Source organism: Staphylococcus sp. HMSC035D11 (genome assembly GCF_001836075.1).
In the GTDB taxonomy this organism is placed as follows: Bacteria; Bacillota; Bacilli; order Staphylococcales; family Staphylococcaceae; genus Staphylococcus; species Staphylococcus hominis.
In genome coordinates this window covers 36088-59458 of record NZ_KV827287.1, presented here as the reverse complement: position 1 = coordinate 59458, position 23371 = coordinate 36088, and the positions used below count along the sequence as shown (strand labels likewise).

Below are 23371 nucleotides of genomic sequence, written 5' to 3'. Positions count from 1 at the left end.
TCATACTCTTGATTCCATTGTTCAAATTCATGCTTTATCAAAGAAAAGTTATGATTAAACAACGGTATTTCATTCAAAAAATCGATAGAAATATAATTACTATTCATAAAAAACTCCCTTCTACTCAAAAAAATCATAAATCAATATTGCTTTATTCCAAATGCTTTATTAATTTTGAGTCTCTAAAGCTTTATTAAACCAAAATCAACGACTTTTCGAATAGTGCATGCTATTGCTATACTAGTTAAAAGTTCTTCTCAACATTAATAAATTTTTCTCAGCATAAATACGTGTTCTATTTTTTATTTTTACTCATTTTGATAGCAAAAAAAGCTATTCCGATACAAAACCACATGCCAATAATCGAAAGCCAAACAACACTCATAAAATCACTCCCTTATTCTTTTAAGCTAAAGAAAAAATCAAAAACTTAATTAAATTCAAAATACCCTTATTTGTAATTTTAAGGTACTTTTTAGATCATTTAGAGGATTTCATATACTTTTTATTTAATAACTCTTAGAACACAAATAAAAGGTAAATTTTAAAAAAATAGAAAAACAAACCTTTACTTTAGATATTAACAAATTAAACTCTTATTTAATACTTAACATTCAATATACATTTAACTACCTAAGAAAACCTAATATGAAATGTAGTAATATATAGTATTTTAGCTGATTTTAATTATTAAACTTAATAATTATTTTCTACACTTAGAGGCTCATAGTTTCTATATAGTTTTAAATCTCTCAAAAATTAAAGGTATAAAATCAACAATGACTATGTTCTTTTTTAACCCGTCGTTCGTGTCGTTCTTTTTATTGTGAAACTGTTCAATAAAATAACTTCTCTATTGTTTCATCGAATATTTGTTTTATTCTTTGGACAGTTAGGTTAAATATTTTCGCTATATCTTTGAATTCCCTACCACTAATGATTAATCAAAAAATACTAAATTCTCTATCTGTTGCTACTAAATTAACTTCGTCTATTAAGTTATTGATATATACATAATTTTCTACATTTAAACTTTGGACTTCATCAGTAACATTAGTATCAAGAGAGAAAAAAGTCTTCTATTGATGTATCTACAACTTCTATATTACTTTGCCTTTTATTTTTCCGGTATTCTTCAATATTCTTTTTAACTGTTGCTATGTCATGCAGCAATAGTAGTCACGCACCTTTTGTTTTATTCATTGTATTAATAGGCTTTCTCATACTCATAATGCTCAATATTCTTTTTCTTTCTTGCTCTTTAAAACGTTGGCCTCGTTTTTAATTTGTTCTTTCAAAAATTTCTTCACATAATCTATCTATTAATTTTGTTGGTCTAAATCGACCGTTAGAATTCATATAAGTCATGATAACTACTTGCTCTGATTTTGAGTATTTACTAATAATTTCTTTGAGAACATTCATATTAATTTTAGATCTATCTTTGTACTTTAGTATATTTTCTTTACTCTCAATAATCCATTCTACAGATAAGATACAGCAATTACATCTTTTACCTCATCACATGTCAAATAGATATGAATATGGTAAAAATCACAATAGAGAAACTGCAAGAAAATTAAACAGTTATGTAAGGAATGTATGTGACCAAGCAATACATGAAGGCTTAATTATGCGTAATCCTACATATAAAGCGACTGTCACAGGTGCTAATCCTAGCAAAAGTGAAGATTTGAAGTTTATTAGCCATACTGAATATGTGAAACTTAAGCATTATTTAGAACAAAAAGATACTACATCATCATTAGTATTATTAATGGCATTAGTGACTGGTGGTCGCTTTTCTGAAATAGCAAACATGCAGCGTGATGATTTTTACTTAGGTGATAACAAAATACATTTGCCTAGTACAAAAACAGAAACATCAGATCGTATTATCTCTATTGATACAAATACGCTAAATAAAGTGAAAAAGTTTATTGAGAAGAAACCAGCCAATATTAATGGCTATGTATTTACAGTAAATGGTCACGTTATATCAAATACTGCTGTAAATAAGGTATTAAAAAAAGCATGTGTACACTTAGGCATTAAATCTATTACGATAAACGCCTTAAGGCATACACATGCGTCTGTGTTAATTCATAATGGTTATAGTTTACATTATATATCAAAAAGATTAGGTCATGTTTCTACATTGGTCACACAATCTGTTTACCTACACTTATTAGAAGAAACTTATGAACGTGAAGATAAAAATATGATTGAGTTTTTGAATAAACTTTAAATTGTTTTCACCAAATTTTCCCCAAACATAACAAAAACCCCGTAACCACAATGGTTAACGGGGTTTATTAGCGTCCTGGGAGGGATTCGAACCCCCGACCGATGGCTTAGAAGGCCATTGCTCTATCCAGCTGAGCTACCAGGACATTATTTTTTAACACAAGTATTATTATATCTAAAGAAATCTTATTTAGCAATAGCTTTAATATAAAAAAAGTTTATATTTTCCACTAATTACGTATAATTGCAACTAATCACATACTTTCTTCGTTGCTATTTAGTTAAACTAAATAGCTAAATGTTTGGTATCAAATTTGAAATTAGCTAGGACTAGACTATCTTGCATTGTAGTCCTAGCCCTTTTAATAGTTAATTAATTTCAAATTCTATTGATTGTATGACTTGATGATCTCTATTTCTAAAATTCAGCGTAGCTTTTTTACTTTCATCCTCTATAAGTAGTTCTGCGTATGTTTCTTCTATATTACTACGCGACTGTGAAATACTACCAGGATTTATAATATGGACGTCGCCTAATTTTTCATATTTAGCTATATGTGTATGCCCATAAAACGCAAATTGACAACCAAGAGATTGTGCTTTTTCAGCCAAACGCATACGTGTTTGATTTACACCATAAAGATGACCGTGGGTGTATAATGCTTTAACACTGTTCTTTTCAATGATGTCTTCATTTGGAAATTCAGGATAAAAGTCACAATTACCTTTTACACGTTGATACAAGCTTAATTCAGTATCATTATATTTAAATTCAGAATCTCCTAAATGTAAGCATATATCTGCGTCTTTATGATAGTCGTATAATTGATACAGAATTCCAGATTCAGTGTGATTATCACTTACAATTAACCATTTATACATTATTTTTCACGCTCCAAAAATTCATTTAAAGCTTTAATTGCATTTCCACGATGACTCACATCGCTTTTTTCTTCTGTAGTTAATTCAGCCATTGTTTTGTTCTTCTCTGGAAGATAAAAAATAGGATCATATCCGAATCCATGATCACCTTTACGTTCTGTTGTAATTTCTCCTGATACAGTTCCTTTGAACATATGTGTTGGTTCATTTGGCGTACTCATGCTAATGACACATACAAATTGTGCCTTTCTATTTGTCTCACCTTCTAACTTTTTAAGTACTTTATCAATATTTGACTCATCATTTTTCTCAAGACCAGCATAACGTGCAGAATATACACCAGGCTCACCATTTAGAGCATATACTTCTAGACCACTATCATCGGCAATCACTCTTTTATTGAGTGCTTTAGCTGCCGCTTCAGATTTTAATCGTGCATTTTCTTCAAAGGTAGTGCCTGTTTCTTCAACATCAAAGTCCTTTATAATTTCTGAAATGCCAATAACATTATCATTTGGAAAAATAGCTTTAAAATCATTTATTTTACCTTTGTTGTTAGAAGCTATAACAATGTCTGCCACTTAAATCTTCCTTTCACTTCTGTTTTAAATTTAATCTACTTTTATACGTTCAACTTCTACATCTAATTTCAGCCATTGAGAAATGATATGTTTAATATGAACCGTATCACCTGTTGCAAAAAATCGATGTTTTGGATGTTGCGTATAGCTTGCATGTTCATTACTAAACGTAAGTAATGCACTTACTTCACGTGCAGTTTCAAGCCCAGAAGAAATAACTTTTTTATTCCCACCAAAATAATCATTAATAGGTTTATATAATAATGGATAATGCGTACAGCCTAAAATAACAGTATCGGCATCTGTGTTACGCCAATGTTTTAAAGTCTGATGTATTACAATACTAGTTATTGTAGGGTCATCATAACGCATTTGTTCAACGAGTGGTACGAAACCTGGACATGCTACCCCATATACTTCGACATTTGGGTTTATTCTTTTAATATGATGGCGGTAAGCTTCTGATTTAATCGTGCCCTCAGTACCTAAAATTAAAACTTTTTGATTTTTTGTAGTCATAATAGCGGTTCTAGCACCAGGTTCAATGACTCCAATAACTGGAATTGGTAATAACTGCTGTAAATGTCCTAACGCCACTGCAGTTGCAGTATTACAAGCAATGACTAACATTTTTATATCAAATTCCATCAGTTTATTAGCAAGTTGCGTCGTAAAAGTTTTTACTTCTTCTCCAGGTCTTGGACCGTATGGACACCTTGCGATATCGCCTAAATAATATATTGTCTCATTAGGAAGTTGTCGCATAATTTCTTTAGCTACAGTTAGTCCTCCAACTCCTGAGTCTATGACACCAATGGGTTTATTCATTTACATTCATCCTTATAATACATAATACGTTTATTTTACCATAGACAAACCTAATCATTCATTAATTGATATTTTTGCTCATTTTTATTTTACTCAATAAACATTTATATCCGTATTGAATTCTCCATTAATAAAAACCAGCAAAGTTTTTACTTTGCTGGCAAATATGTCATATTTAATTTACTTGATGATCAGAACCAAAGAATGATTTAAACATATGGAATGATGTTTCACGGTTCATTGCTGCAATTGACGTTGTTAATGGAATACCTTTTGGACATGCATTAACACAGTTTTGAGAATTACCACATTCTTGTAAACCACCTTCACCCATTAAAGCATTCAGCCGTTCATCTTTAGTCATTGAACCAGTAGGATGTAGATCAAATAAACGTACTTGTGAAATAGCTTGTGCACCAATAAATTTATTATTACGTGTTACATTAGGACACACTTCTAAACATACACCACATGTCATACATTTTGATAATTCATATGCTGTTTGACGTTTCTTTTCTGGAATACGTGGACCTGGTCCTAAATCATACGTACCATCAATTGGAATCCAAGCCTTCATACGTTTTAAGTTATCAAACATTCTTGTACGATCGACTTGTAAATCACGAATGACTGGGAATGTACTCATAGGTTCCAAACGAATCGGCTGTTCTAATTGGTCAACAATTGCTGAACAGGCTTGACGTGCACGACCATTAATAACCATTGAACAAGCACCACATACTTCTTCTAAGCAGTTCATATCCCATACTACTGGCGTTGTTTTTTCTCCTTTACTATTCACAGGGTTGCGTCTTATTTCCATTAAACAAGCAATCACGTTTAAATTCTCTTTATAAGGAATTTCAAATGTTTCTTCATACGATTTTGCTTCTTGGTTATCTTGACGTTTAACAATTAATTTAACTGTTTTTTGCGTGTGTTTTTCTTCTTTATGTGTTGTTTCTTGATTATGTTGTTCATCTGTATGACGTAATTCTTCTGGAGTTTCTTTTACTGATTGATTGTTAGCCATCATTTTTTACCTCCTTTAGATTTACTTGTATAGTCACGTTTACGTGGTGGAATTAAACTGATATCGACAGGTTCATATGTGAATTTAGGTGCTTCATATTCACCTTGATATTCAGCTAAAGTTGTTTTTAACCATTCATCGTCATTACGATCTGGGAATTCTGGTTTATAATGTGCGCCACGAGATTCATTACGGTTATACGCACCAATTGTTATAACACGTGCTAGCTGCAACATGTTCCATAATTGACGTGTAAAGAATACAGCTTGGTTACTCCAAGTTTGTGTATCTTCCATATCAATATTTTGATAACGTTCCATTAACTCAACAATTTTTTTATCCGTTTCTAATAATTTGTCATTTTCACGTACTACTGTAACGTTAGCTGTCATAATTTCGCCTAATTCACGGTGAAGTTTATAAGCATTTTCAGTACCACGCATATTAAGTAATTCGTCGAAACGTCTTTGTTCTTCATCTACACGTTTTTGATAAATACTGTCATCTAACTCAGTATATGATGTTTCAATATTTTCAACGTATTTAATTGCATTTGGACCTGCTACTGTACCACCGTAAATCGCTGATAATAACGAGTTAGCACCTAAACGGTTACCGCCATGTTGAGAGAAATCACATTCTCCTGCAGCAAATAACCCTTTAATAGTTGTCATTTGATCATAATCTACATATAATCCACCCATTGAATAATGTACTGCTGGGAATATTTTCATAGGTACTTTACGTGGGTCATCACCAGTGAATTTTTCATAAATCTCAATAATACCACCTAATTTAACATCTAATTCATGTGGATCTTTATGAGATAAATCAAGATACACCATATTTTCACCATTAATACCTAATTTTTGATTGATACATACATCAAAGATTTCACGTGTTGCAATATCACGTGGTACTAAGTTACCATAATCAGGATACTTTTCTTCTAAGAAGTACCATGGTTTTCCATCTTTATAAGTCCAAATTCGACCACCTTCACCACGTGCTGATTCACTCATTAAACGTAATTTATCATCACCAGGAATTGCCGTAGGGTGTATTTGAATAAATTCTCCATTTGCATATTTAGCGCCTTGTTGGTATACGATAGATGCAGCTGATCCAGTATTAATCATTGAATTCGTTGTTTTACCAAAAATAATACCCGGACCACCTGAAGCCATAATAACAGCATCAGAACCGAAAGATTTAATTTCAGAAGTAGTTAAATTTTGAGCAACAATACCCCTTGCTGCATTTTCATCATCTTTAACTAATCCTAAAAATTCCCATCCTTCATACTTAGTAACTAAACCATCAACTTCAAAAGAACGAACTTGTTCATCTAAAGCGTAAAGTAATTGTTGTCCTGTAGTTGCACCAGCATATGCTGTTCTATGATGAAGTGTACCTCCGAAACGTCTAAAGTCTAACAATCCTTCATTTGTTCTATTAAACATAACGCCCATACGATCTAATAAATGGATAATTTTTGGTGCAGCTTCAGTCATTGCTTTGACTGGTGGTTGGTTCGCTAAGAAATCTCCACCGTATACTGTATCGTCAAAATGAATCCATGGTGAATCTCCTTCACCTTTAGTATTTACCGCACCATTAATACCACCTTGGGCACATACAGAGTGCGAACGTTTAACAGGTACAATTGAGAATAAGTCCACATGTGCACCTTGTTCTGCAGCTTTAATTGTTGACATCAGCCCCGCAAGGCCACCTCCGACAACAATAATTTTTTTCTCTGCCATAGAATTGTCACTCCCCTAAAATATATCTGAAACTAACCTATTGATTCCTTTTATAACTATGCTTTTTTTACTTTCATTTTTTATGCAAAAGCTAAAATTGCAGTCACACCTATGTATGACAGAATTAAGAAAATAATTAATGAAACCCATGTGAAAATACGTTGTGATTTTTTAGATTGTAAAAATCCCCAAGTCACTAAGAATGACCAAATACCATTAGAAAAATGGAAAATGACAGCAATAACACAAATAATGTATACGATAACCCAAATTGGATTTTGTAACGTTTGATGCATCATGTCATAACTGATTTCTTTACCAAAGAAAAGTTTTTGTAAACGTGTTTGCCATAGGTGTACAAAGATGAATACGAAAGCAATAATCCCTGTTAACCTTTGTAGCGCAAACATCCAGTTTCTAAATAATGAATAATGGCCGATATTTTCTTTAGCAGTAAAAGCAATATGAATACCATATAGTCCATGATATAAAATTGGAATGTAAATCAAAATAAGTTCAGTTACTAATAAAAATGGTAAAGATTCCATAAAGCCTGCAGCCTTATTAAAAGCCTCAGCTCCTTGAGTCGCTTGGTGGTTAATCATTAAATGAACAATTAAAAACGCACCAATCGGAATAATCCCTAGTAGTGAATGAAGACGTCTAAGATAAAATTCATTTTTAGACTTAGCCAAAAGGAGTCCCCCCTGTTATAAAACATAATAAATTTAAATAGCTTCTTTTTAAGATAGTACTATAAACGCATTTACTATTTTATTTAGTACTCGTATGCATAAAAATATAATAGTTATAATGATTGTAAATTTTCTGAAAATTAAACAAATCAAACATCTACTTTTTATTAGTTTGAGTATTATTATTTTTCATAACTACAAGTATGTCTTAAAAAAGTAAATATAATTAAAAACAAGACGAATAAATGAGATATACAAGTATTACATGATAATTGTGTAACTACTATAAAATGATAATATTTCTCATTTAGAAAACGCTTCCATACTTTCTTAAAAAAATAAGCCTTTTGTTAACTATATTGTAACATTCTTTCTAAATGTATGGGGTATGAAATTCAAAGTCATACCCCTTTTTTTGAAATTAATCTTCTTTTAAAGCATATTGTAGATTTTCAGCTACCTTTTTAGGTAATCCTGCAGCTTTTAAATCTTCTATACTAGCTTCTTTCATTTTTTTAATGGAACCAAATGTTCTTAATAATTTTGTTTTTCGTTTACTTCCTATACCCTCTACTGTATCAAGAACAGATTGTAATCCAGTTTTTTGTCTAGTTTGACGATGGAATGTTATCGCAAAACGATGTACTTCATCTTGGATTCTATGAAGCAAATAAAAGGCTTGACTATTTTTCTTTAGAGGTACAACCTCAGCATTTGTACCGTATAATAATTCAGATGTTTGGTGTTTATCATTTTTTCTTAATCCAGCAACAGGAATATCTAAACCCAGTTCATTTTCTAGTACATCTATGACACCAGACATATGTCCTTTACCACCATCAACGATAATAAGATCTGGTAATGGAAGACCTTCATTAAGTACACGCGTATAACGACGACGTACAACTTCTCTCATCGACTTATAATCATCAGGACCTTTCACAGTCTTAATTTTGTATTTACGATATCCTTTTTTATCCGGTTTACCATCCACAAATGTTACCATTGCCGAAACAGGATCAACACCTTGGATATTTGAGTTATCAAATGCTTCAATTCTTATCGGTGTTTGAATGCCCATTCTTTCACCAAGTTCTTCAATAGCTTTTACCGTTCTAGACTCGTCTTTAGCGATTAATTGGAATTTATTTTCTAGTGCAACTTCAGCATTATGATTAGCTAAATCAACCATTTCTTTCTTTGTTCCACGCGCAGGTTGAACAATTTTTGTATCAACTACAGAGTGAATGATATCTTTATCTAAATTTTTCGGTACATGTACTTCTTTAGGTAAAATATGTTGATTTAAGCTATAGAATTGTCCAATGAATGTATAAAATTCTTCTTCTTCTGTTTGTTGTAGAGGAATCATTGTTGCATCACGTTGAATCATATTTCCTTGTCTAATAAAGAATACTTGAATACACATCCAACCTTTAGAAACGCTATATCCAAAAACATCTCTAATTGTATTATCTGAAGACATAATTTTTTGTTTTTTAGTTAAATTATGAATATGTTGAATTAAATCTCTATATTCTTTAGCACGTTCAAAATCTAACTTCTCACTAGCATCTAGCATGCGTGTTTCAAGATTATGAAGAATTGTTTTATCTTCTCCATTTAAAAAGTCAGTAATTTCACGTGTCATTTGTGCATATTTTTGTTGATCTACATCATACACACATGGTCCCATACACTGACCGATATGATAATATAGACACAATTTATCAGGCATATTATCACATTTTCTAAAAGGATAAATACGATCTAATAATTTTTTAGTTTCTTGTGCTGAATATGCATTAGGATAAGGTCCAAAATATTTTCCTGTACCTTTTTTTACTGTACGAGTCACAAGTAAACGTGGATGTTTTTCTTTAGTAATCTTTATAAAAGGATAACTTTTATCATCTTTTAATAAAATATTGTAGCGAGGTTGATATTGTTTAATCAAATTCAACTCAAGTAATAATGATTCTGTCTCACTTGAAGTTACAATAAATTCGAAGTTGCGAATTTCACTAACAAGACGTGTAGTTTTTGCATCATGTGCACCAGTAAAATAAGAACGTAGTCGATTTCGTAATCGTTTTGCTTTACCTACATAAATAATTTGGTCATTTCGATCTTTCATTAAATAACAGCCTGGTTCAAATGGGACGACACTTAATTTATCTCTAATTTTTTCTTCGTAGTCGGTCATCCGTCTCCTCCTTTCTATTAACTTGACGTTCACATAAAAAAGACGGAGCGATTACATAACATGTAATGCCCCATTCTTTTATAATTGTACTAAATATTATAGATGTTTATCTAAAACTTCTGCTAAGTTTTCTTTAGGTTGGAAACCTACTACTTTATCTACTGCTTCTCCATCTTTAAATACGATTAAAGTTGGGATGCTCATTACTTCATATTTAGCAGCAGTAGATGGATTTTCATCTACATCTAATTTTAAGATGTCTGCTTTACCATCATAGTCTCCAGCTAATTCTTCTAACACAGGGGCGATCATTTTACAAGGTCCACACCAAGTTGCCCAAAAATCTACTAATTTAACACCTGATTGAATGTTTTCATCAAAATTTGAATCTGTAACTTTTACGATTGCCATAATTGCCAATCCTCCTTAAATATTAAATGATGAGCAAATTATAACAGACTTTCCATATATCTGCATTGCTCTTGCTCATCTTTATCACTATTTATTAATCTTGTCATAAACTTGTGTTAAGATTAAACGCTTGCTTTATTGTACGTCAAATTTTAAAAAAATCAACATTCTAGTTTTATATTATTTAAGTTCTGCTACTGTAACACCAAATCCGCCTTCACTTGGCATTCCACCACGAAAAGATTGAACACTTTTATGTTTTTTTAAATGATTTTGAACTGCTTTTTGAAGTGCACCAGTACCTTTACCATGAATAATATAAACCTGTTCATAGTTACTTAATACAGCTTGGTCAATATATTGATCTAAAGCTCCAACCGCTTCTTCATAACGATAGCCTCTTAAGTCTAATTCTGTTTTAATAGTTTGACGATTTTGGCGTGTCACCATTTTCGTTGGTTTTTCTTTTTTCTTTTTCGTTTTTTCTAAATCTTCAATAGGTAATTTCATTTTGATAATACCCATTTGAACTACAGCTTCATTTTCTCCGCTTAATTCTAATACTTCGCCTTTTTGGCCATAAGATAATACTTTAACTTCATCGCCAGCATGAATATCATCCCATTTTTGTTTTTTTACATTTTGTTTTAAGGATTTAGCTTCATATTGATCTTCTAAATGTTTTTTCTTATCTATTAATTCATGTTCTTTAACGTCGGCCCCTTTTTTATCTCGCATTTCTCTTAAATCTTTTAGAATGTCATCTGCTTCTTTTGTAGCTGATTTAATGCGCTGATTTGCTTTATCTTTAGCTTCATCCATTAATTTTTGTTCATAATTTTTATATTGTTGATACTGACGTTCCAAATCATCATGCGTCGTTCGTGCTTCTCTCAATAATTTTTCAAGCTCAATACGTTGTTCATCCACACGTTTAGAGTTTTTCTCTAATGATTCTATCATTGAATTAATTTCTTGTTCGTCTGTACCAATCATTGTTTTAGCCTTATTAATGATGTTTAATCCTAAACCTAATTTTTTAGAAATATCAAAGGCATTGGAACGTCCAGGAACACCCATTAATAATTTGTAAGTCGGACTTAATGTATTCACATCAAACTCAACACTTGCATTCATAACGCCTTCACGATTATAACTATAAGCTTTAAGCTCTGGATAATGTGTCGTTGCCATAACTAGTGAACCAATCTCCCTCACATGATCGAGAATACTCATAGCTAAAGCTGCACCTTCACTCGGATCGGTTCCAGCACCTAATTCATCAAATAAAACAAGACTATTTTTATCCGTTTCTTTCAAAATTTCTACAATATTTTTCATATGTGATGAAAACGTAGATAGCGATTGTTCAATCGATTGTTCATCACCTATATCACAATATACGTTTTCAAATACACTCAATTGACTACCATCTAATGTAGGAATGAGTAACCCGGATTGAGCCATCACAATGATAAGTCCTAACGTTTTTAAAGTGACAGTTTTACCACCTGTGTTAGGTCCCGTAATAATAACCGTTTCAATATCATCAATAAATTCAATTGTATTTGCTACGACTGTATCTTTATTCAATAAAGGATGATAAGCATTAGGTAAATAAACCGTTCTTTCCTTATAAAAAGTAGGTTTTGTCCCTTTAATTGATCGTGCATAGCGCGCTTTAGCCGTTAAGAAATCAATTTGACCCATAACCGACTCTGCCACTAAACAATTATCATCATCAGCAGCTACGAAACCTGTTAATTCTGTTAATATACGTTCACGTTCTACTGCTTCATCATTTCTTAATCGACTAATTTGATTATTCATTTCAACAATAGAAGATGGTTCAATATAAAGGGTTTGTCCAGAAGCTGATTGATCATGCACAATCCCTTTAAAATCTTGTCGATATTCTGCTTTTACCGGTATCACATTGCGATCATTTCGCACTGTAATAATGGCATCTGAAAGTTTCTTTTGATTAGCTTGACTTTTAACAATACGATCTAAATTTTGTCTAATGCGTTGAGTCGTACTTGATATTTTGCTTCGAATACCTTGCAATTCATAACTTGCATTATCATATAAATCGTAAGCATCACATTTTTCATTTATTTCTTGATATAAATCAGTAAGTGCAGGTAGTTGATTCATTCTTTCATTTAAAATTGGATACTTTACGACGCCTTCATCTTCTTCAAGCAGTTGATTATAAAATGTTTTAAATTGATTTTGTACTTGTATCAACCGCTTAATCACATTTAATTCGGTAACATTAAGCACTCCACCAATTTTAGCACGGTGAATTAATGGTGATACTTTTGATAAACCACTTAAACTAGGTAAACGATGTTTATTATAAATTTGTGATATTTCATCTGTCTCATTCATTTGAAATTCTACAGTTTCAAAATCAGTTGCTGGAGACATTTTAGACACTTTTTCACGTCCTAAATCACTTATCGTTTCAGAAGCTACAAATGATTTGATTTTATCAAACTCTAAGACGTCTAATGTTTTTTGTCTCATACAATCCCTCTATTTCTGTAATTTAATATTATTATTAATAAAGTTTTTAAAAGCGTCACGCGTCATTGTATTAATCACTCTATCTTTATTTACAAATCCTTTTTGCGCAGTAGCTACGCCATATTTCATAAAATCAAGATGATCCACATGATGAGCATCTGTATTAATTGTTAATTTAATATTTGGATATTTTTTTACAGTGGCAGCATTTAAATCTAATCGTTTTGGATTAGCATTAATTTCCATTACCGTTTGTGTTTCTTCTGCAAGTTGCATCAACTGTTCTATATTAGGTTGATACCCTTCACGTCGCTCAATAATACGACCAGTTGGATGTGCAATATGTCTAACATAAGGATTACGACATGCATGTTCTAGGCGTTGCATAATCTCTTCTTCAGATTGATTGAAACTTTGATGAATAGCTGCAATAACATAGTCAAGTTGCGATAGTATATCATCCTCATAATCTAATGATCCATCAGGTAAAATATCCATCTCTGTACCTGAGTAAATATCTATTTCTGTGTATTCTTCATTCAAATTTTTTATTTCTTCATTTTGACGTAATAATCGTTCAACTTGTAATCCATGCGCAACTTTTAAACTCTTTGAATGATCCGTAATGACCATGTATTCATAGCCTTTTTTAATGTTTGCTTCAATCATCTCTCGTATAGAAAAAGCGCCGTCACTATACGTTGTATGCATATGAAGATCACCTTTAATATCATCTAATGTAATGATTGAATTTAAATCACGATCAAACTCACTGCCATCTTCACGCATTGCTGGAGCAATCCAATGTCTACCGAAGTGTTGGTAAATTTCATCTTCACTTTGGAATTGGAGTAACGTTCCATCTTGTTGTTCGATACCATACTCACTCACTTTTTCATTTTGTGCTTTAGCAAGTTGTCTAATGCGAATGTTATGATCTTTGGAACCTGTAAAGTGCTGTAAGGTATGATAAAAGGCTTCTGGTTCAACAAGTCTAAAATCTACACCAATCGTTTCATCATCATATTCCAATTCAAGTGACACTTTCGTTTCTCCAACTGCGACTTCTTTCACTTTATTTGGAATATTTAAAAGGTGTTGTTGTACATGAAGAGGGTGTCGTGTACTAATAATATAGTCTAAATCTTTACTTACTTCTTTATAACGACGGAAACTACCTGCTTCAGAATAATGTTCAACTTCTTCTAATTGTTCTAGATAAGTCATAATATCTTTATTTAAATGTCGCATCAAATCAATAGGATAATGATCTTTTTTAGCTCCTAGTGCTTTTACTGCTTCAAGTATGTTTTGTTCCGTTTTTTTAGCAAATCCACTTAGTTCACTAACTTTTCCCGCTTCACAAGCTTCTTGAAGATGTTCTTTATCTGTAATATTTAACTCTTTATACAACTTTGCAATTTTTTTACTACCTAAACCTTGAATTTTCATTAAAGGAATTAATCCTTCAGGAACTAAACGTTGCAATTCTTTTAAAGTTGATGAGGTACCTGTTTCTCGATATTCGCTAATGACCTCTCCTACCCCTTTTCCAATTCCTTTTAATTCAGTAACATCTTTTATTTCATCTAAAGAACGTTCATCTATTTCAAGACTTTGTGCTGCTTTACGATAAGCAGATACTTTAAACGTATTTTCTCCATTCAATTCCATATATATAGCAATTTTTTCTAGTAGTTGAATTACATCTTTCTTTGTCATTACATTCACTCCATAAAAAGAGACCAGGAGGTTTATATCCATCACCTAGTCCTGACCTTTTATCTTTTTTTATTTATAAATTTAGTATATAAGATGATAAAAACGGCATCTTAAATAGAATAATATGGCTTAAATAACCGTGTTTTAAACTTTCTTGAATCCATTCATTAGGATATAAAGATACTAAATATAAAACAAGTTGCAGTACAATCACACTGGCAATACTACCTAATAAGCTTCCCAATATTCGACTTGTAACATGAATATTATGATATGACACTATATTATCAAAAGTTACAATAATAAGATATAAAAGCAACTTACTTATAAAAGCAATACATAAAAATGCCACAATAGTATCAAAACGTTGTTGTACATCATGATATTGAAATGCGAAGTGCGTATCAAAAGCAACTGTTTTAGGAAATGGAACAAAAACAATCATTTGTTTTGATATATATTGGTAAAAACGATGCGCAATGAATAGTGAGACAAGCGTAGACGACAAATGAAGACTATTCAGCCAAAGGCCTCTTCTAAAACCAATTATCATATACATCAAAATAATAAGTATCATTACTAAATCTATAGTCATTTAGCTATCCTGTTGTTTTAATTCATAAATCATTTGTTTTAATATTTCGTTTTCTTCTTCCAATTTCACTTTTTCGTCCATGATATTCACTGCAGTTAAAATTGCTTTTCTTGTTGTATCTAATCCTGCTGATTTACGTCCTAATAATCTTAGCTGTTCATCTACTAAATGTGCTACATAACGTATGTGTTCAGGATCATCGTCACCGATAATCGTAAAATTTTGATCATTGATCGATACATTAATACGATTTTTAAATTCTCCCATTGTATTAACTCCTGACTTTTGATAATATTTTAAATTTCTTTGACTAATGTTTTGTTGAGTGAATAAGTAGATTATTATTATTATACATGAGCGTCTCTTATTTGTAATTATAGATTTAAAATACTATTTATTTATACCACTAAACCTACGTTTTTATCTTCATTATGTTAAAGTATATCTATTAGAATTTTAAAAGAGAGGTTTAAACATTTTATGGGAAATGTAGTACATAAATTAACTAATCAAGATATTGAGCAACTGTTGAACCAAATTAACTTTAGTACATCCAATTTACCTAATGGGATGAAAGCAAGAACCAAATATCATGACACTGTCATTAGTATTTACAATTCTGGTAAAGTTATGTTTCAAGGAAAACATGCTGAACATATAGCGCGTCAATTTTGTACTACTGATTCTGTAACTAATTCAAAATCTTCAAAGGCAGATGATTTACATAATATAACATATAATGATTATAACTGTATTGGTAGTGATGAAGCGGGAAGTGGCGATTATTTTGGTCCATTAACGGTTTGTGCTGCTTTTGTATCTAAAGAGCATATAGATATTTTAAGAACGCTAGGCGTAGATGATTCGAAAAAATTAACAGACACTAAAATTATAGAACTTGCAGAACAACTGATTACCTTTATTCCTCATTCATTACTTACATTAAACAATACTAAATATAATGAAAGACAAGCACTAGGTTGGTCTCAAGTAAAAATGAAAGCAGTCCTTCATAATGAAGCGATAAAAAATGTAACTAACAAGATAGATACTAAAGCATTAGACTACATTGTCATTGACCAATTTGCAGAACGTAACGTCTACAAGCGTTATGCTCTAAGCGACTTACCTTTTCCAAATCAAACAAAATTTGAAACAAAGGGAGAATCTAAATCCCTTGCTATTGCAGCAGCAAGTATCATTTCTCGCTATGCTTTTATTAAGCACATGGATTCAATATCAAAAATGATGCATTTTGATATTCCAAAAGGCGCGAGTCATAAAGTAGATTTAATCGCTGCTCAAATTATTGAAAAATATAATATTAGTAAGTTAGATTCTATTTCAAAAAAACATTTTAAAAATCGTGATAAAGCATGGACGTTGGTTAATAAAAAGTATCAATAAAGAACATTTTAGAATGCTATACGATGATGTCTAAATTCATCAAATTCAGTATCGAGAATTGTTTCAACACTTTTATTTACATATCGTGACACATCGTTTGCGGGAACAAGTGCTGAAGTTTCTATCGGTCAAGTAAGTTGAGTCATGTTAGAATCTTTATACATAAGGTACCTCGTTAATTTAATGAAGTTTATTAAATTATACGAAAGGACCTTATTTTTTAAAAGTATTTCAATGTAAAATTACATAAAAAAAGCATTTTAGTGCGACTCTTGATAAAATAAGATACGCTAAAGACTACAGACTAAATTTATTCCCTAATAAAGCGAACCAACTATACAAAGTATTGTAAATAATGAAACCAGTAAATGACTTTATAATAAACTCATTTACTGGCTATTTTTTTAGGATGTATATCCCAATCTCTTCTTTAATTTATTATCGAATTGTAGCGCCTTTAGCTTTTAATGCTTCTAAAATTTTATCATGCACTTTAGAAACACGTTCATCTGTAAGTGTATTTTCAGTATCTAAATAATTTAAACGAATGGCTACTGATTTTTTACCTTCTTCCAAGTGTTCACCTTCATACACATCAAATACAAGTGTATTTTTTAGAATGTCTTCACCATTCTCATGAATAATGTCTAATAATTCTGATGAAGGCATGTCACGTTTTACTTCCATAGCGATATCTCTTGACACACCAGGGAATTTTGGAATTGGTTCATAATTAATGTAACCTACAGCTACTTGCATCATTGCATCATAGTCTAATTCAAATACATATGTGCGTTTAAGATCATTTTCAGCTGCTAATTGAGGATGTAATTCTCCTACAAACCCTATCTCTTTACCTTCTAATGAAACAATCGCAGTTCTACCTGGATGAAGACTTTTTATTTCGCCAGCTTTATAAGTGAAATCTAAATTTAATTTTTCAGCAATTCGATCGACTACACCTTTAGCAATAAAGAAATCAATCTCTTCTTTTTTACCTTGCCAAGTATTAACTACATATTCTCCAGTTAGAATACCACTTAAATATTCGATTTCATCCGGTAATTCATCTTTGCCGTTACCAAAGAACACACGTCCAATTTCATATAATCTTACATTTTTGTTTTTACGTGCTACGTTATAAGTTGTTGCTTCGATTAAATGTGGTAATAAGCTTTGACGTAATGTAGAATGCGCTTCACTCATTGGCATAAGTAGACTAATTGTAGGACGTTCTTGTAATGCAAAATCTTTGGCATGGTCTTTAGACACAAGTGAATATGTGATGGCTTGATTTAATCCTGCACCTTCGAGTGTTTCTTTTACCGTACGCGTTTTATATTGACGATCTGTCAATTTTCCACTAGTTACATCATCAAACACTGGTAAAGTTGAAGGAATATTATCATATCCGTATATTCTTGCTATTTCTTCAATTAAATCTTCCTTAATTGAAATATCTTTACGACGTGAAGGTACATATACTGTTAAAGTATCGGCATTTTGAATCGTTTTAAATCCTAATTGTTCGAAAATAGCTTTAATCTCATCATTTGATAAATTAAAACCAATTGTTTGATTTACTTTTTCCGCAGTAATATCAATTGGCGTAACAAGTGAACCTAAATCCCCTTGTGCCACTCTATCTTTTAATACTTCACCAGAAGCATAATGTTCAAGTAAATAACAAGCTCTATCGACTGCTTCATTAACAAATTCTGTTGCAATACCTTTTTCAAAACGACTTGAAGACTCACTACGTAAATTCAAACGACGTGATGTGTGACGGATAGATACAGGGTCAAAAATCGCACCTTCTACTACGACATTCATTGTTTGATCAGTCACTTCTGAAAAATCTCCACCCATAACACCAGCTAATGCAATAGGTTCTTTACCATTTGTGATAACGATATCTGTATCAATAAGCGTTCTTTCAGTATCGTCTAATGTTGTCATTGTTTCATTTTCATTCGCTTGACGTACAACGATATCTTTAGAACCCATATGGTCTTGATCAAACATATGAAGTGGTTGACCATATTCAAGTAATACATAGTTAGAAATATCAACTACATTATTAATTGGACGGATACCAGCTTTAATTAAACGTGCTTGCATCCAGATAGGTGATGGTGCAATTCTCACATTTTTAACAACTCTTGCACTGTAATAAGGAACTTTTTCAGGATTATCAACTGTCACTGATAACTCATCTGTTGCTGAAGTTTCAGTTTCGTTAAGCGTTGTGTTTGGTTTAGTCATTTCAGTTTGATATAATGCTGCAACTTCATATGCAGTTCCCACCATACTTAAAGCGTCTGCACGGTTAGGTGTTAAATCAAATTCCATAATTTGATCATTAAGATATAATGCGTCTAATGCATCAGTTCCCGGTGTCACTTCACTAGGAAATACGAAAATTCCATTTTCATAGTCTTTTGGTACAACATTACTTGAGACACCAATTTCTTGTAAGGAACAAATCATACCTTCCGAACGTTCTCCGCGTAATTTGGCACGTTTTATTTTAATACCTCCAGGTAAACGTCCACCTACTTTAGCCACAATCACATATTGATTTTCATCAACATTAGGTGCCCCACAAACAATTTGAACAAGTTCTTCTTCACCTATATCAACTTGACAGATATTCAATTTATCTGCATCTGGATGTTTTTCTTTAGATGTTACATATCCTACTACTACATTTTTAATATCTTTTGAGTAATCTATAATATCTGCTACTTCAATACCCGTACGTGTAATACGCTCAGCTAAGTCTTTAGCAGGTACACCAGCATCTACGTAATCTTTTAACCATTCATTTGAAATCAACATTATGCTTCACCTCTATCTTCTACAGCTTTAAATTGATTAAGGAATCTCACATCATTTGTATAGAAATGACGAATGTCTTCGATTCCGTATTTTAACATTGCTATACGATCTGGCCCCATACCGAATGCAAAGCCAGAATATTCATTTGAATCAAAACCGGCCATTTCTAGAACATTAGGATGTACCATACCTGCACCTAAGATTTCAATCCATCCAGTATGTTTACATACATTACATCCTTTACCTTTACATTTGAAACAAGAGACGTCTACTTCCACTGATGGCTCTGTGAATGGGAAATAACTTGGTCGTAATCGAATTTCACGATCAGCACCAAATAATTTTTTAGCTACTAACTCTAACGTTCCTTTCAAATCACTCATTTTGATATGTTTATCTACTACTAAACCTTCAATTTGTGTAAATTGATGACTATGTGTAGCATCATCTGAATCTCGTCGATACACTTTCCCAGGACAAATAATTTTTACTGGTCCTTGACCGTGACGTTTTTCCATTGTACGTGCTTGCACTGGAGACGTGTGCGTACGCATTAAAATCTCATCTGTAATATAAAAACTATCTTGCATATCTCGGGCTGGATGTGATTTAGGAAGGTTTAAAGCTTCAAAATTATAATAATCTTGTTCTACTTCGTATCCATCAACAATTTCATATCCTAATCCTAGGAATAAATCTTCAATTTCTTCAACCGTTCTAGTTAATGGATGTTTTGAGCCAATATTAATTTGGCGACTAGGTAATGTAACATCAATTGTTTCCTCAGCAAGTTGTTGGTTTAACTTTTCATTTTTTAATAATTCTTGTTTTTCTTCAAGTTCATTTTGAATTGCTTGTCTTAACTCATTTACTTTTTGTCCATAAGCTGGCTTTTCTTCATTTGGTAAATCTTTCATATTTTTCATTAAACCACTTACAGAGCCTTTTTTTCCTAGATACTTTACTTTGACATCTTGTAAAGCACGTTCATCTTGCGCTTCGTTAATATCTACTAAAGCTTGTTGTCTTAATTCTGTCATTGAATCATTTTGAGTCATGACTTACACCTCATACTTTCTATTTATCATAAAATTTACTTTATTAAATTAAAAAAAGACTTTCATCCCTAAATAACTGGGACGAAAGCCTTCCGTGGTACCACCCAAATTTATGCCTAAGCATACACTTGTTAGCATTGTTAACGAAGATGCACTCCGACTTAAATTTCTTTAAGTAACCAAAAAGGTGAAAAAAACTAATGTAAATTGAAGTAAGTTTCAGTCACGCTTACTTTCCCTGTGCAATTAATCATTTAGTTTACGTCTTTTTATCGGTTTATATTTATCTTTAATAAACATATTATTTTAATTTTGTATACAATTAAGTATAGTCGATTTTAAATCAAAAGGTCAACCTTTCAAATGATAAAGCAAAATACTTCCAGCAATCGCCACGTTTAAACTTTCCGCTTTGCCGTATATAGGTATAATAAGATTCTGCGAGGTATGTGCTAATAATTCTTTATTAACACCTTCTCCTTCATTACCAAGTAATAAGGCAAATGTGTCTTGCGATTCGATGTTTTTATAGGACACAGCATTTTCTAAGGCTGTACCATATACTGGGCCATCAAATTGTTCAATAAATTTATTTAATTCTGTTGTGACAATAGGAATATGAAATACACTTCCTTGACTGGCTCTCATTACTTTATCTTGGTATGCGTCTGCTGTACCTTTTTCCATTACAATCATATCTATACCCGCAGCATCTGCTGTACGAATTAACGTGCCTAAGTTACCAGGATCTTGTATACGATCAAGTAATAACACTTGTTTCGCTTTTGAGATATCATGTTTAGGTTTTTCAATGACTGCAAAAAAACCTTGCGGTGTAATAGTCCCTGATAATGATTCAGCCACTTTCATATTAATTTCGTAAGCTTCTTTTGCATACTCTAAAAGTCTAGAATCTGTTCTTTCTGGCTCAATTACAAATAATTGTTTAATCATCATATTACTTTTAAATGCTTCATCAATTAAATGTATGCCTTCGATGAGAGCTAATCCTGTTTTATCGCGTTCTTTTTTCTTTTTAAGTTTATTTGCTAATTTAATTTTATTATTTTGTGTTGAAGTAATTTGTTCCATAATAGTCTCTCCAAATTATTTTTGATAGCAATGGTATAAATTGAGATAATATAAAAAAAGAGTGGGATAGAATTCATAATGAATTCGTATTCCACCTTTTTTAAATAGATATAAATTATTTAGAAACGACTTCTTCACCATTGTAAGAACCACAGTTTTTACATACGCGGTGAGATAATTTGTACTCGCCACAGTTTGGGCATTCAGTCATACCAGGTACTGAAATTTTGAAATGAGTACGACGTTTATTTTTTCTAGTTTTAGACGTTCTTCTTTTTGGTACTGCCATGATATATCCTCCTTAATATTAAAACACATAATCTCAAGTATTCGGTCATTTAATTATTATACTATAAATTAAATTAACCTGCTATTACTCTTTATCATATAACTGTTGTAATTTTTGAAGCCTAGGATCAACTTGGCGTGTTTGGGAATCGTCGTTATCTTTAGAGTGCTCAAGCTCAAGCGCTTGTTCTTCATCAATAACTTCCCAACCGTTACCTTCTGTAAGCATTTGATCACTATTCTCAGAAAATGCACGCATTGGCTTCTCAATAATAACCAATTCTTTAGCAATATCTCGGATATTAATCATACCATCTGTAGCAAGATGATAATGTTCATCTTCATCTACTTCTTCATCGGTATAACTATTATAACCTTCTAAATCAAATATTTCGGAAGTTCTGACATCAAGTGGCACATCTACAGGCACTAATGTACGAGCACAAGGCATAGTATACGTACCAGTAACATGCATATCTGCTATCACTTCATTTGATTTTATGGTTAATTCACCTTCGATATTCATCTCTGATAAATCAATCAGACCTAAAGGTTCTATTAAATCGTCAAAGTTCGCCTTTTCATTGAATTCAAAAGGTTTACCTTGATATTTTCTCAATTGCGTTATTGACCATTTCATATGGCTTCACCTCTAACAAACACAAAATTTATTTTAACTTTACTATTATAAGTTGTCAAGATTTTTTCTTAACATCTTATTATCTGTTACAATACTAATAATGAATACTGAAAGGACGAATTGCAAATGAAAAGTGTTGGATTGATTACAGAGTATAATCCATTTCATAACGGTCATGCTTATCATGCGCAACAAGCTAAAGTACAGTCCGATGCAGAGATCTCTATTGCAATCATGAGTGGTAATTTCGTTATGAGAGGTGAACCTGCTATTTATAACAAATTCCTACGTACACAAATGGCACTTTCCAATGTCGATTTAGTTGTTGAGTTACCCCTTATCGCTAGTCTTTCTTCAAGTGATTATTTTGCACAAATAGCTGTTCAAGTTGCTCGTTATCTAGATGTTAATACTATTGCTTTTGGAAGTGAAACACCTGATATAACTCGCCTTAAAAACGTTGCAAATGAAATAATCAATTTAGAACATAGTTCAACTTTTAATCAAAAAGTAAAAGAAGGTAGTAATTATGCAAAAATTATAAATG

At 31.8% G+C, this 23371-nt stretch carries 20 protein-coding genes and 1 tRNA gene; 3 read left to right on the top strand and 18 right to left on the bottom strand.

Annotated elements, in window-relative coordinates; translation table 11 throughout:
* Window positions 1-1633 precede the first annotated feature (1633 nt).
* Window positions 1634-2248: a tyrosine-type recombinase/integrase gene (locus tag HMPREF2647_RS10910; RefSeq protein ID WP_256326500.1), complete on the top strand. Its 615-nt coding sequence runs from the start codon at window positions 1634-1636 to the stop codon at window positions 2246-2248.
* Window positions 2249-2319: 71 nt separating this feature from the next.
* Here HMPREF2647_RS10910 and HMPREF2647_RS10905 read toward each other — a convergent pair.
* The 13 genes from HMPREF2647_RS10905 to zapA form a co-directional block, all read right to left on the bottom strand.
* Window positions 2320-2393, bottom strand: a tRNA-Arg gene (locus HMPREF2647_RS10905).
* 223 nt (window positions 2394-2616) lie between these two features.
* Window positions 2617-3129: a YfcE family phosphodiesterase gene (locus tag HMPREF2647_RS10900; protein ID WP_070860105.1), complete on the bottom strand. Its 513-nt coding sequence runs from the start codon at window positions 3127-3129 to the stop codon at window positions 2617-2619.
* Complete coding sequence (locus tag HMPREF2647_RS10895) at window positions 3129-3710, bottom strand: XTP/dITP diphosphatase (RefSeq protein ID WP_017175711.1); 582 nt, start codon at window positions 3708-3710, stop codon at window positions 3129-3131. Before HMPREF2647_RS10895 ends, HMPREF2647_RS10900 begins: the two co-directional genes overlap by 1 nt.
* A gap of 30 nt (window positions 3711-3740) precedes the next feature.
* The gene (gene racE, locus HMPREF2647_RS10890; protein WP_054105445.1) at window positions 3741-4538 is read right to left on the bottom strand and encodes a glutamate racemase; all 798 of its coding nucleotides are present in this window, start codon (window positions 4536-4538) and stop codon (window positions 3741-3743) included.
* Window positions 4539-4713: 175 nt separating this feature from the next.
* Window positions 4714-5571, bottom strand: coding sequence for a succinate dehydrogenase iron-sulfur subunit (gene sdhB / locus HMPREF2647_RS10885; protein WP_029376803.1), 858 nt, complete (start codon window positions 5569-5571; stop codon window positions 4714-4716).
* Window positions 5571-7337: a succinate dehydrogenase flavoprotein subunit gene (gene sdhA / locus HMPREF2647_RS10880; protein WP_049379537.1), complete on the bottom strand. Its 1767-nt coding sequence runs from the start codon at window positions 7335-7337 to the stop codon at window positions 5571-5573. Before sdhA ends, sdhB begins: the two co-directional genes overlap by 1 nt.
* A gap of 80 nt (window positions 7338-7417) precedes the next feature.
* Window positions 7418-8032, bottom strand: coding sequence for a succinate dehydrogenase cytochrome b558 subunit (locus tag HMPREF2647_RS10875; RefSeq protein ID WP_017175714.1), 615 nt, complete (start codon window positions 8030-8032; stop codon window positions 7418-7420).
* A gap of 421 nt (window positions 8033-8453) precedes the next feature.
* Window positions 8454-10238: an excinuclease ABC subunit UvrC gene (gene uvrC / locus HMPREF2647_RS10870; protein WP_017175715.1), complete on the bottom strand. Its 1785-nt coding sequence runs from the start codon at window positions 10236-10238 to the stop codon at window positions 8454-8456.
* Between the two features lie 96 nt (window positions 10239-10334).
* Window positions 10335-10649: a thioredoxin gene (gene trxA, locus HMPREF2647_RS10865; protein ID WP_002449989.1), complete on the bottom strand. Its 315-nt coding sequence runs from the start codon at window positions 10647-10649 to the stop codon at window positions 10335-10337.
* A gap of 180 nt (window positions 10650-10829) precedes the next feature.
* A complete protein-coding gene (locus HMPREF2647_RS10860; protein ID WP_070860103.1) occupies window positions 10830-13181 on the bottom strand; it encodes an endonuclease MutS2 in 2352 nt (783 codons plus the stop codon).
* A 9-nt stretch (window positions 13182-13190) separates the two neighbouring features.
* Window positions 13191-14903 (bottom strand): DNA polymerase/3'-5' exonuclease PolX, encoded by a 1713-nt coding sequence (polX, locus tag HMPREF2647_RS10855; RefSeq protein ID WP_070860101.1) that lies wholly within the window; start codon window positions 14901-14903, stop codon window positions 13191-13193.
* A 73-nt stretch (window positions 14904-14976) separates the two neighbouring features.
* A complete protein-coding gene (locus tag HMPREF2647_RS10850) occupies window positions 14977-15498 on the bottom strand; it encodes a CvpA family protein (protein WP_017175718.1) in 522 nt (173 codons plus the stop codon).
* Entirely contained in the window at window positions 15499-15765 is a 267-nt protein-coding gene (gene zapA, locus HMPREF2647_RS10845) for a cell division protein ZapA (protein ID WP_017175719.1), read from the bottom strand. It abuts the gene before it with no gap.
* Window positions 15766-15978: 213 nt separating this feature from the next.
* On the opposite strand from zapA, the gene rnhC reads away from it, so the two are divergent.
* Window positions 15979-16905, top strand: a complete 927-nt coding sequence (rnhC, locus tag HMPREF2647_RS10840) for a ribonuclease HIII (RefSeq protein ID WP_017175720.1) — start codon at window positions 15979-15981, stop codon at window positions 16903-16905.
* A 438-nt stretch (window positions 16906-17343) separates the two neighbouring features.
* On the opposite strand, the gene pheT is transcribed toward rnhC, so the two are convergent.
* The 5 genes from pheT to HMPREF2647_RS10815 all read right to left on the bottom strand — a co-directional run bounded on the left by pheT (window position 17344) and on the right by HMPREF2647_RS10815 (window position 22824).
* On the bottom strand, window positions 17344-19746 hold the full coding sequence (gene pheT / locus HMPREF2647_RS10835) for a phenylalanine--tRNA ligase subunit beta (RefSeq protein WP_017175721.1): 2403 nt from the start codon (window positions 19744-19746) through the stop codon (window positions 17344-17346).
* Window positions 19746-20804: a phenylalanine--tRNA ligase subunit alpha gene (pheS, locus tag HMPREF2647_RS10830; protein ID WP_017175722.1), complete on the bottom strand. Its 1059-nt coding sequence runs from the start codon at window positions 20802-20804 to the stop codon at window positions 19746-19748. Before pheS ends, pheT begins: the two co-directional genes overlap by 1 nt.
* Window positions 20805-21155: 351 nt before the next feature.
* Entirely contained in the window at window positions 21156-21896 is a 741-nt protein-coding gene (locus HMPREF2647_RS10825; RefSeq protein ID WP_017175723.1) for a TrmH family RNA methyltransferase, read from the bottom strand.
* A gap of 115 nt (window positions 21897-22011) precedes the next feature.
* Entirely contained in the window at window positions 22012-22185 is a 174-nt protein-coding gene (gene rpmF / locus HMPREF2647_RS10820; protein ID WP_001830121.1) for a 50S ribosomal protein L32, read from the bottom strand.
* 84 nt (window positions 22186-22269) lie between these two features.
* The gene (locus HMPREF2647_RS10815; protein WP_017175724.1) at window positions 22270-22824 is read right to left on the bottom strand and encodes a YceD family protein; all 555 of its coding nucleotides are present in this window, start codon (window positions 22822-22824) and stop codon (window positions 22270-22272) included.
* Between the two features lie 126 nt (window positions 22825-22950).
* On the opposite strand from HMPREF2647_RS10815, the gene HMPREF2647_RS10810 reads away from it, so the two are divergent.
* The coding region (locus HMPREF2647_RS10810; RefSeq protein WP_176746929.1) for a nucleotidyltransferase family protein at window positions 22951-23371 on the top strand (421 nt) is incomplete at its 3' end.

Excerpts from the sequence above, each read along its gene's own strand:
- HMPREF2647_RS10860 (WP_070860103.1), bottom strand. The coding sequence starts at position 13,181 with ATGAGACAAAAAACATTAGACGTCTTAGAGTTTGATAAAATCAAATCA.
- racE (WP_054105445.1), bottom strand. The coding sequence starts at position 4,538 with ATGAATAAACCCATTGGTGTCATAGACTCAGGAGTTGGAGGACTAACT.
- sdhB (WP_029376803.1), bottom strand. The coding sequence starts at position 5,571 with ATGGCTAACAATCAATCAGTAAAAGAAACTCCAGAAGAATTACGTCAT.
- zapA (WP_017175719.1), bottom strand. The coding sequence starts at position 15,765 with ATGGGAGAATTTAAAAATCGTATTAATGTATCGATCAATGATCAAAAT.
- pheT (WP_017175721.1), bottom strand. The coding sequence starts at position 19,746 with ATGTTGATTTCAAATGAATGGTTAAAAGATTACGTAGATGCTGGTGTA.
- sdhA (WP_049379537.1), bottom strand. The coding sequence starts at position 7,337 with ATGGCAGAGAAAAAAATTATTGTTGTCGGAGGTGGCCTTGCGGGGCTG.
- uvrC (WP_017175715.1), bottom strand. The coding sequence starts at position 10,238 with ATGACCGACTACGAAGAAAAAATTAGAGATAAATTAAGTGTCGTCCCA.
- HMPREF2647_RS10900 (WP_070860105.1), bottom strand. The coding sequence starts at position 3,129 with ATGTATAAATGGTTAATTGTAAGTGATAATCACACTGAATCTGGAATT.
- trxA (WP_002449989.1), bottom strand. The coding sequence starts at position 10,649 with ATGGCAATCGTAAAAGTTACAGATTCAAATTTTGATGAAAACATTCAA.
- HMPREF2647_RS10910 (WP_256326500.1), top strand. The coding sequence starts at position 1,634 with ATGCGTAATCCTACATATAAAGCGACTGTCACAGGTGCTAATCCTAGC.
- pheS (WP_017175722.1), bottom strand. The coding sequence starts at position 20,804 with ATGACTCAAAATGATTCAATGACAGAATTAAGACAACAAGCTTTAGTA.
- polX (WP_070860101.1), bottom strand. The coding sequence starts at position 14,903 with ATGACAAAGAAAGATGTAATTCAACTACTAGAAAAAATTGCTATATAT.
- rpmF (WP_001830121.1), bottom strand. The coding sequence starts at position 22,185 with ATGGCAGTACCAAAAAGAAGAACGTCTAAAACTAGAAAAAATAAACGT.
- HMPREF2647_RS10825 (WP_017175723.1), bottom strand. The coding sequence starts at position 21,896 with ATGGAACAAATTACTTCAACACAAAATAATAAAATTAAATTAGCAAAT.
- rnhC (WP_017175720.1), top strand. The coding sequence starts at position 15,979 with ATGGGAAATGTAGTACATAAATTAACTAATCAAGATATTGAGCAACTG.
- HMPREF2647_RS10815 (WP_017175724.1), bottom strand. The coding sequence starts at position 22,824 with ATGAAATGGTCAATAACGCAATTGAGAAAATATCAAGGTAAACCTTTT.
- HMPREF2647_RS10850 (WP_017175718.1), bottom strand. The coding sequence starts at position 15,498 with ATGACTATAGATTTAGTAATGATACTTATTATTTTGATGTATATGATA.